Annotated in this window: 14 protein-coding genes and 1 pseudogene; 7 read left to right on the top strand and 8 right to left on the bottom strand. The window is 44.5% G+C overall.

Annotated elements, in window-relative coordinates:
- Nucleotides 1–20: 20 nt before the first annotated feature.
- Together ACMAZD_RS20665 and ACMAZD_RS20660 are read left to right on the top strand one after the other, a co-directional pair.
- On the top strand, nt 21–1,514 hold the full coding sequence (locus ACMAZD_RS20665; protein WP_435250414.1) for a deoxyribodipyrimidine photo-lyase/cryptochrome family protein: 1,494 nt from the start codon (nt 21–23) through the stop codon (nt 1,512–1,514).
- Nucleotides 1,515–1,893: 379 nt separating this feature from the next.
- Entirely contained in the window at nt 1,894–4,008 is a 2,115-nt protein-coding gene (locus ACMAZD_RS20660; protein ID WP_435250413.1) for a methyl-accepting chemotaxis protein, read from the top strand.
- 171 nt (nt 4,009–4,179) lie between these two features.
- On the opposite strand, the gene ACMAZD_RS20655 is transcribed toward ACMAZD_RS20660, so the two are convergent.
- A complete protein-coding gene (locus ACMAZD_RS20655; protein ID WP_435250412.1) occupies nt 4,180–5,031 on the bottom strand; it encodes a LysR family transcriptional regulator in 852 nt (283 codons plus the stop codon).
- Nucleotides 5,032–5,129: 98 nt separating this feature from the next.
- Here ACMAZD_RS20655 and ACMAZD_RS20650 point away from each other — a divergent pair, with 98 nt between their 5' ends.
- Nucleotides 5,130–5,777 carry a glutathione S-transferase family protein gene (locus ACMAZD_RS20650; RefSeq protein WP_435250411.1) on the top strand — a complete coding sequence of 216 codons (648 nt, stop codon included), beginning with the start codon at nt 5,130–5,132 and terminating at the stop codon, nt 5,775–5,777.
- 71 nt (nt 5,778–5,848) lie between these two features.
- On the opposite strand, the gene ACMAZD_RS20645 is transcribed toward ACMAZD_RS20650, so the two are convergent.
- Nucleotides 5,849–6,082 carry a helix-turn-helix domain-containing protein gene (locus tag ACMAZD_RS20645; RefSeq protein ID WP_435250410.1) on the bottom strand — a complete coding sequence of 78 codons (234 nt, stop codon included), beginning with the start codon at nt 6,080–6,082 and terminating at the stop codon, nt 5,849–5,851.
- 10 nt (nt 6,083–6,092) lie between these two features.
- Nucleotides 6,093–6,641 (bottom strand): DUF2975 domain-containing protein, encoded by a 549-nt coding sequence (locus ACMAZD_RS20640; RefSeq protein ID WP_435250409.1) that lies wholly within the window; start codon nt 6,639–6,641, stop codon nt 6,093–6,095.
- Between the two features lie 303 nt (nt 6,642–6,944).
- Here ACMAZD_RS20640 and ACMAZD_RS20635 point away from each other — a divergent pair.
- Nucleotides 6,945–7,316, top strand: a pseudogene (locus ACMAZD_RS20635) (N-acylglucosamine 2-epimerase); the annotation flags it as partial.
- A 145-nt stretch (nt 7,317–7,461) separates the two neighbouring features.
- Here the strand turns inward: ACMAZD_RS20635 and ACMAZD_RS20630 are convergent.
- Nucleotides 7,462–7,869, bottom strand: a complete 408-nt coding sequence (locus tag ACMAZD_RS20630; RefSeq protein WP_029223609.1) for a hypothetical protein — start codon at nt 7,867–7,869, stop codon at nt 7,462–7,464.
- A 315-nt stretch (nt 7,870–8,184) separates the two neighbouring features.
- Here ACMAZD_RS20630 and ACMAZD_RS20625 point away from each other — a divergent pair, with 315 nt between their 5' ends.
- The 3 genes from ACMAZD_RS20625 (at nt 8,185) to ACMAZD_RS20615 (ending at nt 10,184) form a co-directional block, all read left to right on the top strand.
- Nucleotides 8,185–8,874: a flavin reductase family protein gene (locus ACMAZD_RS20625; protein ID WP_435250408.1), complete on the top strand. Its 690-nt coding sequence runs from the start codon at nt 8,185–8,187 to the stop codon at nt 8,872–8,874.
- 103 nt (nt 8,875–8,977) lie between these two features.
- Complete coding sequence (locus ACMAZD_RS20620) at nt 8,978–9,769, top strand: CLCA_X family protein (protein ID WP_435250407.1); 792 nt, start codon at nt 8,978–8,980, stop codon at nt 9,767–9,769.
- Between the two features lie 91 nt (nt 9,770–9,860).
- A complete protein-coding gene (locus ACMAZD_RS20615; protein WP_435250406.1) occupies nt 9,861–10,184 on the top strand; it encodes a DUF4144 domain-containing protein in 324 nt (107 codons plus the stop codon).
- A 117-nt stretch (nt 10,185–10,301) separates the two neighbouring features.
- Here the strand turns inward: ACMAZD_RS20615 and ACMAZD_RS20610 are convergent, their stop codons facing one another.
- The 4 genes from ACMAZD_RS20610 to ACMAZD_RS20595 all read right to left on the bottom strand — a co-directional run bounded on the left by ACMAZD_RS20610 (nt 10,302) and on the right by ACMAZD_RS20595 (nt 14,079).
- Nucleotides 10,302–10,700: a hypothetical protein gene (locus ACMAZD_RS20610; RefSeq protein WP_435250405.1), complete on the bottom strand. Its 399-nt coding sequence runs from the start codon at nt 10,698–10,700 to the stop codon at nt 10,302–10,304.
- Nucleotides 10,701–10,770: 70 nt separating this feature from the next.
- On the bottom strand, nt 10,771–11,691 hold the full coding sequence (locus ACMAZD_RS20605) for an IS5 family transposase (RefSeq protein ID WP_435249092.1): 921 nt from the start codon (nt 11,689–11,691) through the stop codon (nt 10,771–10,773).
- 30 nt (nt 11,692–11,721) lie between these two features.
- On the bottom strand, nt 11,722–12,762 hold the full coding sequence (locus ACMAZD_RS20600; RefSeq protein WP_435250404.1) for a sodium/glutamate symporter: 1,041 nt from the start codon (nt 12,760–12,762) through the stop codon (nt 11,722–11,724).
- A gap of 177 nt (nt 12,763–12,939) precedes the next feature.
- Complete coding sequence (locus ACMAZD_RS20595) at nt 12,940–14,079, bottom strand: epoxide hydrolase family protein (RefSeq protein WP_435250403.1); 1,140 nt, start codon at nt 14,077–14,079, stop codon at nt 12,940–12,942.
- Nucleotides 14,080–14,114: the final 35 nt, after the last annotated feature.

Here is a 14,114-nt window from a genome sequence, read left to right as displayed (position 1 = left end):
CAAAACGAACGAGGGCTCAGATGCAAACAATCAACATAGTGTGGCTAAAGCGCGATTTAAGACTCACCGACCACGCACCTTTACAACACGCTTTATCAGAACAACACCCAACGATATTGCTCTACATATTCGAACCCATACTGTTAAACAATGCCCATTATTCTGAGCGACACTGGCGGTTTGTTTGGCAGTCACTGCAATGTATGAACCAGTCATTAAAAGAGCATGGACATCAGGTTTCAATACTTCAAAGCAGTGCTTTGGACTGCTTCGAAGCGATCCAATCTCGTTACCACATCCAAAATGTATTCTCCCATCAAGAGATAGGTTTAAATTGCACCTTTGAGCGTGACATACAACTTTCAGCTTGGCTTAGAGAACACAACATCCATTGGCAAGAGTTCGCACAGGGCGCTGTCGTTAGAGGGTCAAAAGACCGAATCGGTTGGGACAAACACTGGAACAGTGTCATGCGCACGCCCACAGCAAAAAGTCAGTTGACCACGGAATCACTGCATACTCTTGACGCTGAAGAGCTTGAACTCGCTATGGAACCTCTAGAAGCATGGTTAACCAAAGTTAAGGGTATACAAACGGGCGGAAGTGCACTGGCATGGGAAACGTTACACGACTTCTTTGAGCGCCGTGGTCGAGATTACTACCGCAGCATCTCAAGCCCAGAAGCCTCGCGACATGCCTGTACACGTCTATCTCCATATTTAGCTTGGGGTAACATATCGCTGCGTGAGGTTTATCAACACCTATTGGGGCACTGGCAAGTCGCGGGATTTCGTCGCAGCTTGATTGCGCTCTCTTCAAGGCTTCACTGGCACTGTCATTTCATGCAGAAGTTTGAATCGGAATGCGAGATGGAGTTTATCTGCATCAACCACGCCTACGAAGCACTCTTACAAAAAGAGACGGTAAAAGATCCAGCACGCTTAGAAGCATGGAAGATGGGGATGACAGGTGTGCCATTGGTCGATGCCTGTATGCGCTGTTTGCATCATACGGGGTATATCAATTTCCGTATGCGCTCAATGCTGGTGAGCTTTCTCACTCACCATATGAACATGGACTGGCGTGATGGTGTCACTCACTTGGCTCAGCTGTTCCTCGATTTTGAACCCGGTATTCATTACCCGCAGTTTCAAATGCAAGCAGGGGTAACAGGCATCAACACCATCCGAATTTACAACCCAACAAAGCAAGCCCAAGAACACGACTCTGATGGGGACTTCATCCGAAAATGGGTACCAGAACTTTCAGACATACCCACTCCACTTCTGTTTGAGCCTTGGAAGATGACGCCTATGGAAGTAATAATGCATGAGCTTGAACCAGATTCCCCTTACCTTAATCCAGTCGTCGATCTCGAAGCTAGCGCTAAAGAAGCACGAGTGCGTTTATGGTCATGGAGAAAGCTGACGGAAGTGAAACAAGAACGAAGTCGTATTTTGGCACGCCACGTTAGGCCACCGGAGAAACAAAGCAAAACAACACGAGCAAACTAATACAACGCGGTCTCTCTTTGATATTACTTATAAAAAGAGTGGTCATTCATTGGCTTAAATAAAATTAATTGTGACCGTCATCATATAATGAGTATTAGACTCGCGGTCACAAACTAGACAGGCAAAATCGCAGCCTGAGGAAAGCATCAAGCTGTCCTAAATATCATTAAAACGAATAAATACAGAAAGTTAGTGATTGCTAAATGATGATTTTCATCTTCCTCTAAACGTTGCGACCAAAGCCAAAACCGCACGTTATACAATCTTGTTTATATTTTTGATCTCCCTATTCTTTTTGTGTTCATTTTTTTGCATTTTCCGTTCACTTATCTTGTTTAAAATCTCTGCAAAACTAACACTATTTAGCTAGAGAGATCATATGTTTAACAGTATACGAACGCGAATTGCGGTGAGTGCAGGCGGAGCGATGGCTTTCACCCTGTTGATCGCAATGGGCATGACCACTAGCGCTTTTACTGATGTGAACAAACAAGTCACAGAGAAAGTAAAACTCCAGTTAACCGATGCTACGACAACCGATTTACAGAATACGGCACTTCAGCAAGGGTTGAACATTTCCAACCAACTTAACCCGGTACTCGCCAACTTAACACAAGCACGTTCAATCATAGAGTTAAGTTCAGAAACTGACGCTAGCGCAGACTTTATCGTTAAACAGTTCACTGCCGCACTAGAAGCACAAAACAAAGCCGTATTTGCTGGCTACATGGTGTGGGAAAACAAAACTTGGCCACGACAAACCGATCTCAATGGCGAGATCAGCTTGGACAGTGAATTAGGCTTTAATAGTCAGGGCTATCTTGCCCCTTTCTTCTCTCCCAATGACCAAAACAGCTTTGATGCGGTCGCAATGGAGAGCTTCAGCAATACCGAGTTAAACAGTAATGGCGAACGCAAAGACGACTGGCACTTAATGCCTTATCAAACCGGTAAAACATTCGTAATGGAACCGTACTTTTATCCGGTTCGTGGTAAGCAAGAACTTATTACTACTATCAGCCAGCCAATCAAACAGAACGGTAAGATCATCGGCTCACTTGGCTTCGATTTGTCACTTCATGAACTGCAAAGCCAGAGTGAAGGTCTTGCTCGTCAGCTATTCGACGGACAAGGTAGAATCCTCATCACTTCATGGAAAGGTATTACCCTAGCCAACAGTAGTGCTGGAAACATGGTTGGTAAAAAAGTTTCACCAGAGCTCGAAAAAGAGTGGTCGCGCGTTCAGTCTATTGCTAAACAGTCTGGGGCTGGGTTGGTTACATTTGGCGGAGATGAGTACGCCATAATTGCTATAGAGACCAGCGACGCACCTTGGGTAGTCATGGTATCGGTTCCCAGTAGTCACCTTACAAAAAGTGTCGACGAGTACACCCAGTGGAGTGATGAACAGAATTCGAAAGCGCTTGAAAAAGGTGTATGGGCGGGGGTCATCGCCGTTCTTATAGGCATTATATCTATGGCATTGATCGCCAACTCTCTGGGGAAAGTCCTCAATAACTTGGTCGAGCGATTCAAAGATGCCGCACAAGGCGAAGGCGACTTAACCTACCGCATCGAAGTAAAAGGAAAAGATGAGACCGCGCAACTGGCTCACTGGTTTAATACCTTCCTATCTCGTATACAAGGGATGCTGCTCACTGTAATGACGACAGCAGACCAAGTCGATAAAAACGCGACTGAAGGTCAAGCTCGTGCAGAGGTTTCCCGTGAGCAGCTGAACGCCCAAGTAAACGAAGTGAATTCACTCGCCACTGCAATCAATGAAATGAGTGCAACTGCGCAAGAAGTGGCGAACTCAGCCGTGCAAGCCGCTGCCGCAGCTAGCCAAGTACAAAGTAATAGCCTTAACGGCATGACACGTATGAACAATGCTGCCAGCGCGGTGGATAGCTTAGCAGTTCAGGTTAATGATGCGCAGCAACAAACGCAAAACTTAGTCGATTCGAGCACTGCAATTCAAGGCATTTTGAGCGAGATTGGTGGTATTGCAGAGCAAACTAACTTGCTTGCACTTAATGCTGCCATTGAAGCAGCCCGTGCGGGTGAAGCTGGACGAGGCTTTGCAGTGGTTGCTGATGAAGTACGTAACCTAGCAAATCGCACTCAAGGTTCAACCGAAGAGATTCGCTCTATGTTGGCTCGCCTAGAGCAAGAGACTCAATCTATCGTAGTATTGATGGAGCAAAGCCAAAAGCAAGCGAACGATACCAAAGGTGAAACTCAAGCAGCACATCTCGCCTTGTCGGAAATCAACCAAGCGATTGAAGTGATCAACGACATGAACAATCAGATTGCTTCGGCTGCTGAAGAGCAAAGCTCAGTGTCAGAAGAGATTAACCGCAATGTGGTGATCATCAATGACACTGCCGTTGAGGTGATGGGCACCATGACATCGTCGGTCCAAATTAGTAACGATCTGACAGTAAAAGCTGGTGATTTGCATGGAGAACTGAGTAAGTTTAAGCTCTCTTAACTCACGTTCAGTCTTCCATAAAATAAGGCCGAGAAACGCAATGTTCTCGGCCTCTTCATTTCTTAATTCCCATTCAGCTTCAAACTCATCGGTTGCAGTTCATCTATTAATTTTTACGGAACCAAGCTCGCCTAACAAAACTTTCCGAATAAACTATCCCAAGAAACAAAGCTAATCAGAGTCTAACTCGACAAGTTGATTGAGCACTTCTTTGTCTAATACAGGATGATGCTTGCTCGCTAAGATCAGCACAATATCGACCGAAGGTAACGGCGGCATATCTTCAAGAACTTTTAAATCCGGAGTCACGCTGAGCTTACCCATAGCTCCAATCGCCAACCCTGCTTTTACGATAGCGCGCTGCGCTGACGCCGTATTGCTGCACGCCAACAATTGATAAGGCGTTCCCTGCTTAGCTAAGCCATTCACCGCCGCAGCATGGTATTTACAATCAGTCTGGAACAGAGCGAGCGGGACAGGTTTAGAGTCATCAAACACAAAATCAGGGCTGCTTATCCAAACGCCTACATCATTGGTTAACCAATATCCCTCTTCGCTATCGGGAGAACGGGTCACAATCGCAGCATCAAGCCTACCATCATCAAGCCACTCTCTAAGCGTAATGCTTGGTAGGCTAAATATTTGGATGGAACAGGTAGGTTCTGCTTGCTGTAACAGGCGAATGACTTTCGGAAGAATGGTGTTATTGTAATCTTCAGGGCAACCTAATCGCAGGGGCTGTTTGTCTTCGTAACGCTTTACTTGTTTAAGCGCGGTATTGTGGAGTGCGACCAGCTGTTCAGCGTGAGAGCGCAGCGCCAAGCCCGCCTCAGTCAAAACTAAGTTGCGTCCCTGTTTTTGAAACAGGGTGACGTTAAGTTCTTCCTCTAATTTACGCATCTGAGCACTAAACGCGGATTGGGTGCGATTGATCTGTTTCGCAGCACGCGTGAAGCTACTGGTTTCCACAAACGCGAGAAAACCTCGCAACGCATCAATATCCATATTGAAATCACTACCCATCGTTTTTATTAATGTATTACATCAAAATTATCCGTTAGTGCGCCGCAATACAATCCCCTAAGCTCAAAAGCATACCCACTAAACGCAAGGAAGCTTCTATGCAGCTTTATATTGGAAACCAGAACTACTCAACTTGGTCACTGCGCGCATGGCTAATATTCGACAACTACAATCTCAATGCAGAAGTCATCAAGCTCAAACTATTCACCTCTGATTTCTACGACACCCTGACGAAAGTGACACCAACGGCCAAGGTTCCAACCCTAGTTGATGGTGACGTTGCGGTGTGGGATTCATTGGCAATTCTCGAATACGTTAACGATGCCTATCTAAACGGCGTCGCTTGGCCAGCTTCAGTCGCTGAACGTGCCTTAGCCCGCGCCATCTCGGCAGAAATGCATTCTGGTTTTTTCAACATCAGAAATGAGTTACCAATGAATTGCAGAGCCAATAGAAAGCCAGTTTTGAGTGAGAGCGCCCAGAAAGACATCGCCCGCATCAATGCAATTTGGTCAGAACAGATGGAGCAATATCCAGAAGGCTGGCTATTTGGTGAATGGTCGATTGCTGATGCGATGTTTGCACCTGTAGCGCTGCGATTCGAAACCTACGGCATCAAGCTTTCGGATAAAGCCCAACAGTATCAACAACGTGTGTTGAATAGTCCGTCGATAAAGAAATGGTTGGCAGAGGCAAGTTTAGAAAAAGATATCATTGAAGAAGACGAGGCAGGGGAACCTGTTTAATTTAGATCGAATGAGTCTCGAATAACTTCGAGACTCATTGTTTTCGTAAGGGAATACGATTTACTGAGTCGCTATTCAGCAGTAACGCTGTCTTGGTGAACGTTCGCTTCAAATTCCAATATGTCACCCGGTTGGCACTCTAACACTTCACACAACTTGTCTAGTGTAGATAGCCTTACCGCTTTGGCTTTGCCATTCTTTAACACCGACAAGTTGGCTTCGGTAATCCCGACCTCTTGTGCCAATGTCTTTAATCGCATTTTTCGTTTGGCCATCATAATGTCTAAATTAATGCAGATAGTCATGACAAGTCCTTTAAATCGTGTGGCTGTGTTCGTCGGCCAAAATATACCCCTCTTTCATCACCCATGAGATGATCAAGATAATCATACCCAATATCAGGGTTAAAAAGTCCATGCCGACAAAACTAATTGCCAATATTCGTTCACCAGGAGGATTATTGAACGACAACACTACAGACATCGCTGCACCGTAGATAACCGACCCAAATACCCAGAAAAACAAGCAGTAACCAAGCTTCTGATAAGACATTGCATTTGCTAGTGAGAAGATTTCTCCGCGTTCATAATTACGGAATAGACGTGTAAGAACCATTAACGCATACAAAACAATGCTCCACACGGCCAAACTTGTGAGCATCGCGATGATTCTTGTGGTCAATGTTAATGGCAATGTCGTAAAAGATTCAATTTCGTAAGAAAACTGAACAATACCCATATTAGTAAGGAAGTCATAGGGAGTTTGAACGGCGAGCCAAAAGTAACACACCATGATTGGTACAAGTGCAAAAAGGGATTGTAATAGCATACGAACACGTCGGCTTTGTTTTTGAATGTTAGACATACTTAGATTCCTGTTGAATTGATGAAGGCAACATTAAGCCAAAGAAAAATGATAATCAACAAAAAATTATCGCAAAACGATATTTTAATATCGATTTAAATTTAATAACACAAAGTCAATCTAGTATGCGTTCTATCAATAAAATGAGATGTCAACCTCCGGGTTCTAAAAGTTCCAACCCAATAATCCATTTTCATCAGACTTCCATTTACTTCCTAATAATTTGATCGATTGTGATCGCCTAATCACAATGTGCAGATGTGATTGTTTATATTCAACAAAACTCAAATCATTAAGATAAACATCACGTTACGAGCAAAGATCACATTACTCAGCTTGCCCAGTTTCACTGTATCTGCCAATGTCACCCTTCCCTCTAGAGAAGACTGGATCAATAATGCTTCTGAAGGGCTGTCACTTTACTGGCTGATGCCTAGCGCTCAGGGAGAACCAATAGGCAACTTCACGACACTTCGTTGTGATGACGGGACACTACTTGATGTGACCAACGTTTGTTCTGAGTTAGATCGAGGCTGGATCACGCCACACTCTGGCAAAGAATTTACGCGCATGAAATCGCGTCAAAATGATGCTTATGGTGTGCTTTATCATCTTACCGGAGAAAAAGAGGCTCTAGCGCTTGCGAAGCAATGGGCCTATTACATCATTGAGCAGCCGCTAGTAAAGCCTGAGAAGAAAAGATGCCTTTCAGGCTTTTGAAATAAAGTCGAACGGCATTTATTGGTAGGGTTTGAAATTGGTATTTGATCAATGAAACCTTATCACTTATCACTTCAGAAGGCATAAGGCATTACGAAAATCACTTCTTCTTGTTCTGCTCAACCAGCTTTTCATTCCACGCTACGTTACCGTCTCGCTTGCTAACATCATATTCAGAACAAAACTGCGATATGGTCATGTTATTGTCGCCAGTTGCAAGCTTTAGCGCTAACTGCACTTGCTGGAGCTTGCTTTGCAGACGAAGGTTTTGGCCTGCCTTTGGGCTTTTTTCTTTAGCGAACTTTAAGGCGGCATGTTTACGCTCGGCAGCCCCCGCTCGGCGATCGGCTTCTGATAATAGATATTTTAGCTGCGCGACACTTTTCCCCTTTTTGAAAGCAGGCTCAAGCAGTTCAACACACTCATCAAATGATGGATTTATAACATACGGATCAATTTTGTGCGCTTGTTGGCGCATCCACTCTAACGCGAGCTTTTCATCTGACATTTTGCAATCTTTACCAATAAAACAGCTATACATGGTATCGCTCAATAGCAAACCGCTGCAATAGAAAATTGAGTAACTTCGTTCCTTTTTGGCGAGTGCCAACAATCAACTATCCAGAGGCACAATTCGAACAGTCAGTATGTGTCTGATATCAAGCTCATAACTCACGTCAATCAAGCATCAGCACTCCAGATAACCGAACCAAATGAACCAGTTGATAGACAAACTCTTTGATCGGTTGAAGGGGATGTTACGTAAATATGGTCTGGTTAGTGAGCAAGTCGTCGAAAATTAAAAATGAGAAGAAGAGAAGATATGAAGGACATGACCCTTTCAAGACAAGATATCCAAACGATGGATCAGCGAGAACGTGCTCGCTTAATTAACTCCTTATCGGGGTTCAAAAGCGCAAACCTAATTGGCACGTGTGATAAAAAAGGGCTGGAAAATCTTGCTGTGGTGAGTTCTGTTGTTCATCTAGGATCGAATCCACCTTTGTTTGGCTTCATAGTTCGGCCAGCAGAAAGTCGTCGCGACACATTAGAGAATATCCTAGAAACTCAACACTTCACCATCAACAGCATCGGCGCTGATTTTGTTCAAAAATCGCATCAAACCTCAGCTCGTTATCCAAAGTCGGCATCCGAATTCAAAGCCGTCGGACTCACCCCTTACTATGACGATATGTTTCCCGCGCCGTTCGTATTAGAAAGTGCACTCAAAATTGGCTTGGTTTTGAAAGAGCAGATATCAATAGAGAGTAATCAAACTCAGATGCTGATTGGAGAGGTTATTACGATTCAAGCACCCAAGCGTGCCGTGATGCCGGATGGCTATCTTGATTTAGAAGCGTTAGATCTAGTCACAATTTCAGGGCTCGATAGCTACCACGTCACGCAAAGACTACATCGTCTAAGCTATGCCAAGCCAAATAAGTCTCTGTTTCCGCTTACTCGTGAAGGAAACCCAACATCATGGGAAGCTCGTGAGCTGAATTTAGGGTAATTTTGTTCGGTAATTTACTCACAAAGGTGCTAACTTTCACACCAGCACCTAATACGCATTCTACAGAGCTAAACTAAATCTACGCCCATTTCCAAGGAATCCTTTGAAGTTAACCCACTTTAAATACAAAACGCGCAAAGGCCCAGATTATCGGCATGGCGATCAGGTGTCTTTCATGGACATCAAACAGACCTTCGGTATGGGCAGTATTCGCGTAGGTGCCTGGGTTACGAAAGAAGAGAAAGAACTAGCCGCGAATCTGATATTCGATTCGCTAGCAGATTTGGCTTACATCTTGGCTCTGCCGCCAGAAGCAATTGGCTTACGTGGCACATTAGGCTTAGCGTTCGGCAGTGGCGGCAGAAAAGGCGTGCAAGCACATTACGCGCCAAACCAACGTGAATTAGCGCTTGCTAAAAACGCAGGTGCCGGTGCGCTCGCTCACGAGTTTTGGCATGCATTTGACCACTATATCGCTGAAAAGGCGTTTGAGATTGGCGATACCTCAGGACCCCGTAAACACATATTGTTTGCTAGCGATTGTTGGTTACACGATAGAAAGGTGCGACCTCATCAATTAAACGAGAGTTTAATGTCTGTGTTTGATGCCACACTACTCAGTGACAACAACCTAGATAAACACGACTACGTTACACGCAGTGTCATTGCAGACAAGGCAACGTCTGCTCGTTACTTCTCACTACCAACAGAAATGATGGCGCGAGCCTTTGAAGCTACGATTGAGTCCTGCTCAGATATCGAGAATTCTTACTTAGTCGATGGCACAACCAAACCGGATATGTTCCCTCTGTACCCAGACCTCACGCATCGCAAAGAGATTTATCAAGCGCTTCAAGGTTATTTCGCGCCGTTGGGGCGGTCTTTAAGTAAGTAGAGTTTTGAGCAGCTAAGACAATAGATGATCCAAGGCTCAAAACTGTTTATAGTCGAGACTCAACTTCAACATACATGATCCAGAGGCAGTAATGATCAGTTGGCCATCTTTAGTAAAACTCGACGGTGATGATGAGCTTATTTACGTCGCATCCGAAAAAAAATTTCAGGCAGAATGCTCAGACATGATCTTAGGCGAAGATGATTATCTAATTGATTCTGAAGGTGACAGCTACTCGCTTCAATCGAGCTCAAATCAACTGTCTCTCGCTAAACGAGCAAACCACTATTCGGTTGAAAGCGTGACTAAACTGATTCGAAATCACGAGTTCCAGAAAGCAGAAGTATGCCTGATGAAAATTCACTTCCTAACTGTAGAAGAAGCAATTCAGTCTTTGGCTCTTGAGCCACGTTAACATTGATTTAGAGCTCCTATCAAAGTTAATTCCCAAGACAAATTAAACAAAAACAGCACCTAGTTAGGCGCAGTTTTTATTATTAGTTTATGTCCGAATGAACTTAAATCGTTGATTCTACCAAGCTCGCTTTTTAACAAAACCAAGTAAGAACAAAGACGCAATCATCGTCACTACATAGACCGTCAATACAGGCAACATGATCGAGTTACTTGATGGAGCAAATGGCAGGTTAATGTAGATAACCTGCACAATTGGCAAAATAAATATGTTCATAATTGCCAACTCAAATGCTGCAGGTGATTTGAACTCAGGATCAACAATACGCAGCAGTAATAAACCTGAAGCAACCGTACCAGTATAACAACCAAATGCCGCTAGGCCTCGCTCAAATCCATATTTAGGCATACGACGAGCAAACCACACAATTACGAAGAAACTGATCACTGACGCACAAATCGTTGTCGTTAAGAACGGGACAATGATCTGCTGGATATCGTTAATACCAATCGCCAAGAACACTGCGCAAATCGGCTTTGTTGCTTAATTCAGAGAGAAGGCATGCCTGCCCCATTGTGCTTAATTCTTAATCGATATACTGTGTTTCAGGCATACCAAGCCCTGTAAGCTTATTCAGGGCTTTAATCATAGCGTAAGTCTCGCCAACTTGAGCGTTGTAGTTCCTCAGGCTTAATTTCCCACCTAGCAGCTGTTTTACTCGGTACATCGCGGTCTCTGATAGAGAGCGCTTATGATAGCCATACCGCTCTTTCCAATACTTATTTGAGCCATATAACTTCTGGCAACCCACGGCGAGATTTCGGGGGTGACCACGCTCCCAGAAGGCAGCCCCTTCTCTTGGTGGGATGAGCGGAACAGCTCGCTTGATCCGTATGGCATCATGGCAATCCCTTGTGTCATAAGCGCCATCACCTGATATCTCAATGATTTTCCGACGTGTCTGATTGAGTAAGTTGGGGAGCACTTCGGCATCGGTTACGTTAGATAAGCTCAGCTCTGCTGCGACTATTTCGTGGGTGCTTGTATCTACTGCGATGTGCAGCTTACGCCAGACTCTTCGCTTCCCATCAGTTCCATGCTTCTTGACCTTCCATTCACCTTCGCCATAAACCTTGAGACCAGTGGCATCAATGGCTAGGTGTTGTATCGCACCTCTGGTTTTAGTTTTAAATGAAACCTCAACATCCTTAGATCGACGACTTATACAGGTGTAGTGTGGGCAAACCAGAGGGATGTTAGCCAGCTTAAAGACGGAGTCTAGAAAACCTTGCAGCGCTCTCAATGGCATAGAGAAAACGCGTTTCACCATCAGAGCGGTAGTAATGGCTAAGTCGCTGAATCGGCGAGGTCTACCACGCTTGCCTTGTTTGTTTTGCTTCCACTCGGCTAACGTCTCCTCATCAATCCAAAAGGTCAGAGAGCCACGGTTGATTAAGGCTTTATTATACTGCTTCCAGTTAGTTGTTTTGTAACGAGGTTTAGGCATGAGACTACGACGATTGATGGGTGTATCCGATCAGATCGTAGCTTCCTGATTTAGTTCCATCGATTTAAGCAACAAGGCCGCGCAAATCATGAAATCAACGGTTGTGCCCGTAATACGGCGCGTTGTAGAGTTATCTAACACGTGACACGATTTGACCTTTCTTAATGTCTTTCTCGTGATAACGCCAGCTAGCATACCCCAAACATAAAGCATCCCGAAGCCAAGGCCTCTCACCTTCTCAATGGACTCAGGCCAACTGAATGTCGCCCATGCCAAAGCGAAAACATAACCCGCACCGTACAACACGAACATCACAGCAAAATGGAAAGCAAAAGTGTCGATATTCGCACTATGAGTCGTAGATTGTGCACAAGGCTCAGAATTACCTTTACCCATGATGCCGGTTAATAACGGCTTCGGCATACTGGATAAATGCTTTTCAGATAACCAACCTTTCTTAATCGCTTGATTGGCAAATGGAATACCGATGAGTACAGCAAACAGAAAACCAGCGGCACCAAAGGCTAACCCAACTGTACTTGCGCTTTGTACGCCATATTCATTTTCCCAGATACCTCCAATAGCTTGAGCAGCTCCAGGGTTTTGTGAAAACCCAACGCTTACTAGGTAGCCGTAGCCAGTAAAGATTTCGCCCGAGGTAAGGTACGAATAAAGTTCAAAAACAGTACGCCCAGTGATCCCTTGTATCGCGTAGATAAGGCAGTAAATCAGAGCAAGCCAAAGTGCCCCACTTCTTATCCAGCTAGAATTAGCTTTGTCAGTTTCAGGTTCATCTTGTTGGATTAAACCAATACCGATAAAACCAAACACGAACAAATGAGAAACCAAAACACCAAACGCGCTGGTTGGTATCTCTTTCCAGCCTTCTTGAGTTGGCATACCTATTAAACCGAAGTTCATGAGTACAAAGCCAATCACACCACCAATCAGAGCTGAAGGAATCAGGTTCTTCTGAAAGAAGGTAACTCTTGAGCGTAGGAAAGCTGCAAAAGACAGCAATACACCGACCCAAAAAAAGGCTCCTACGTATGGAAAAAACAATGATGACATAAAATAATCCTTTATTGATCTAACACGTTTTTATTACTGCTCACTCACGCAAATACGTGTTCCTATCAGTTTCAAAGCGAGGTCTTTCCACAATAACATTCAGTGAAAAGGGAAAGATCACCGCCCAAATACAGTCCAAAATTTACAGACAATTCAAAGTTTGTAAGTCAACCGAAGTTACATGCCGCGGAAGAATTGCTGAATATCTGCCATCAACGCCTTAGGTTGCTCCATTGCAGCGAAATGACCGCCGCGTTCCATAACCGTCCAGCTCTTGATGTTATACATACGTTCTGAGTATTTCCTCGGTGGCCACGCCAATGTCTCTTTCGGAAACAGTGCAGCTCCTGTCGGTACCTCTACACGACTACCGTTTTCACCTAAAATACGACCGCCTTCTTCACGGCGTCCGTAATAGATCCAAGTGGAAGAGTTGAAAGTCCCTGTCGCCACATAGATCATGATGTTGGTTAACATCTCATCTTTGCTGTGAACGCTTTCAATGTCCCCATCGTCTAGATCCGACCATGAGTAAAACTTCTCAACTATCCAAGCTGCAATAGCAACTGGGTTATCTTGCATAGCGTAACTTAGTGTCTGTGGGCGTGTTGCTTGCAAAGTTCGATAGCCATCCTCCATAACAGATTCACTATCTACGCGATCTGACCATGCTTGCTCTTCTTCATCTTGAGGGCCATCAATATGACGCATCGTCGGGAAGTTGATGTGGATCGCTTTACAGTGGTCGGCATAATCATGACCCAGCCAGCTACAAATCGCGCTTCCCCAGTCCCCACCTTGTGCCAGATAATCATCGTAACCAAGTACATCAGTCATTAAGCTGTTGAGTACCTTAGCCATAGCTCTTGGTCCCATTGGTCTTTCTGGTCGGTCAGAGAAACCAAAACCGGGCAGAGAAGGAACAATAAGATCAAACGCATCTTCTGCTTTGCCGCCAAACAACTCAGGGAAAGCAAGAGGTTCAAGTAAATCAAGAAACTCAGCAACAGAACCGGGCCAACCGTGACTAATAAGTAGAGGGCGAGGTTCTACAGAGCTGCCGCGAATATGGATATAGTGAATATTCATCCCATCAACTGAAGCCGTAAATTGCGAGAACTTATTCATTTTTTGTTCTTGTTCACGCCAATCAAACTCGTTCACCCAGTAGTCACACAACTCCTTGAGGTATTTTATATTCGTACCGTAATCCCAACCACCGTCGTCAGGCATATAACCCCATTGGTACTCAGCAACATTTTTTCTAATGTTGAACAAAATATCATCACTCAAGTTAACCTCAAATGGTTTAATCATAAAATCGCCCCTTTCATTTATGGCTACGATATGTC

It is taken from the genome of Vibrio sp. nBUS_14, from assembly GCF_051201655.1.
In the GTDB taxonomy this organism is placed as follows: Bacteria; Pseudomonadota; Gammaproteobacteria; order Enterobacterales; family Vibrionaceae; genus Vibrio.
The sequence above is the reverse complement of the archived record's forward strand: the minus strand, read 5'-3'. Positions and strand labels throughout refer to the sequence as shown.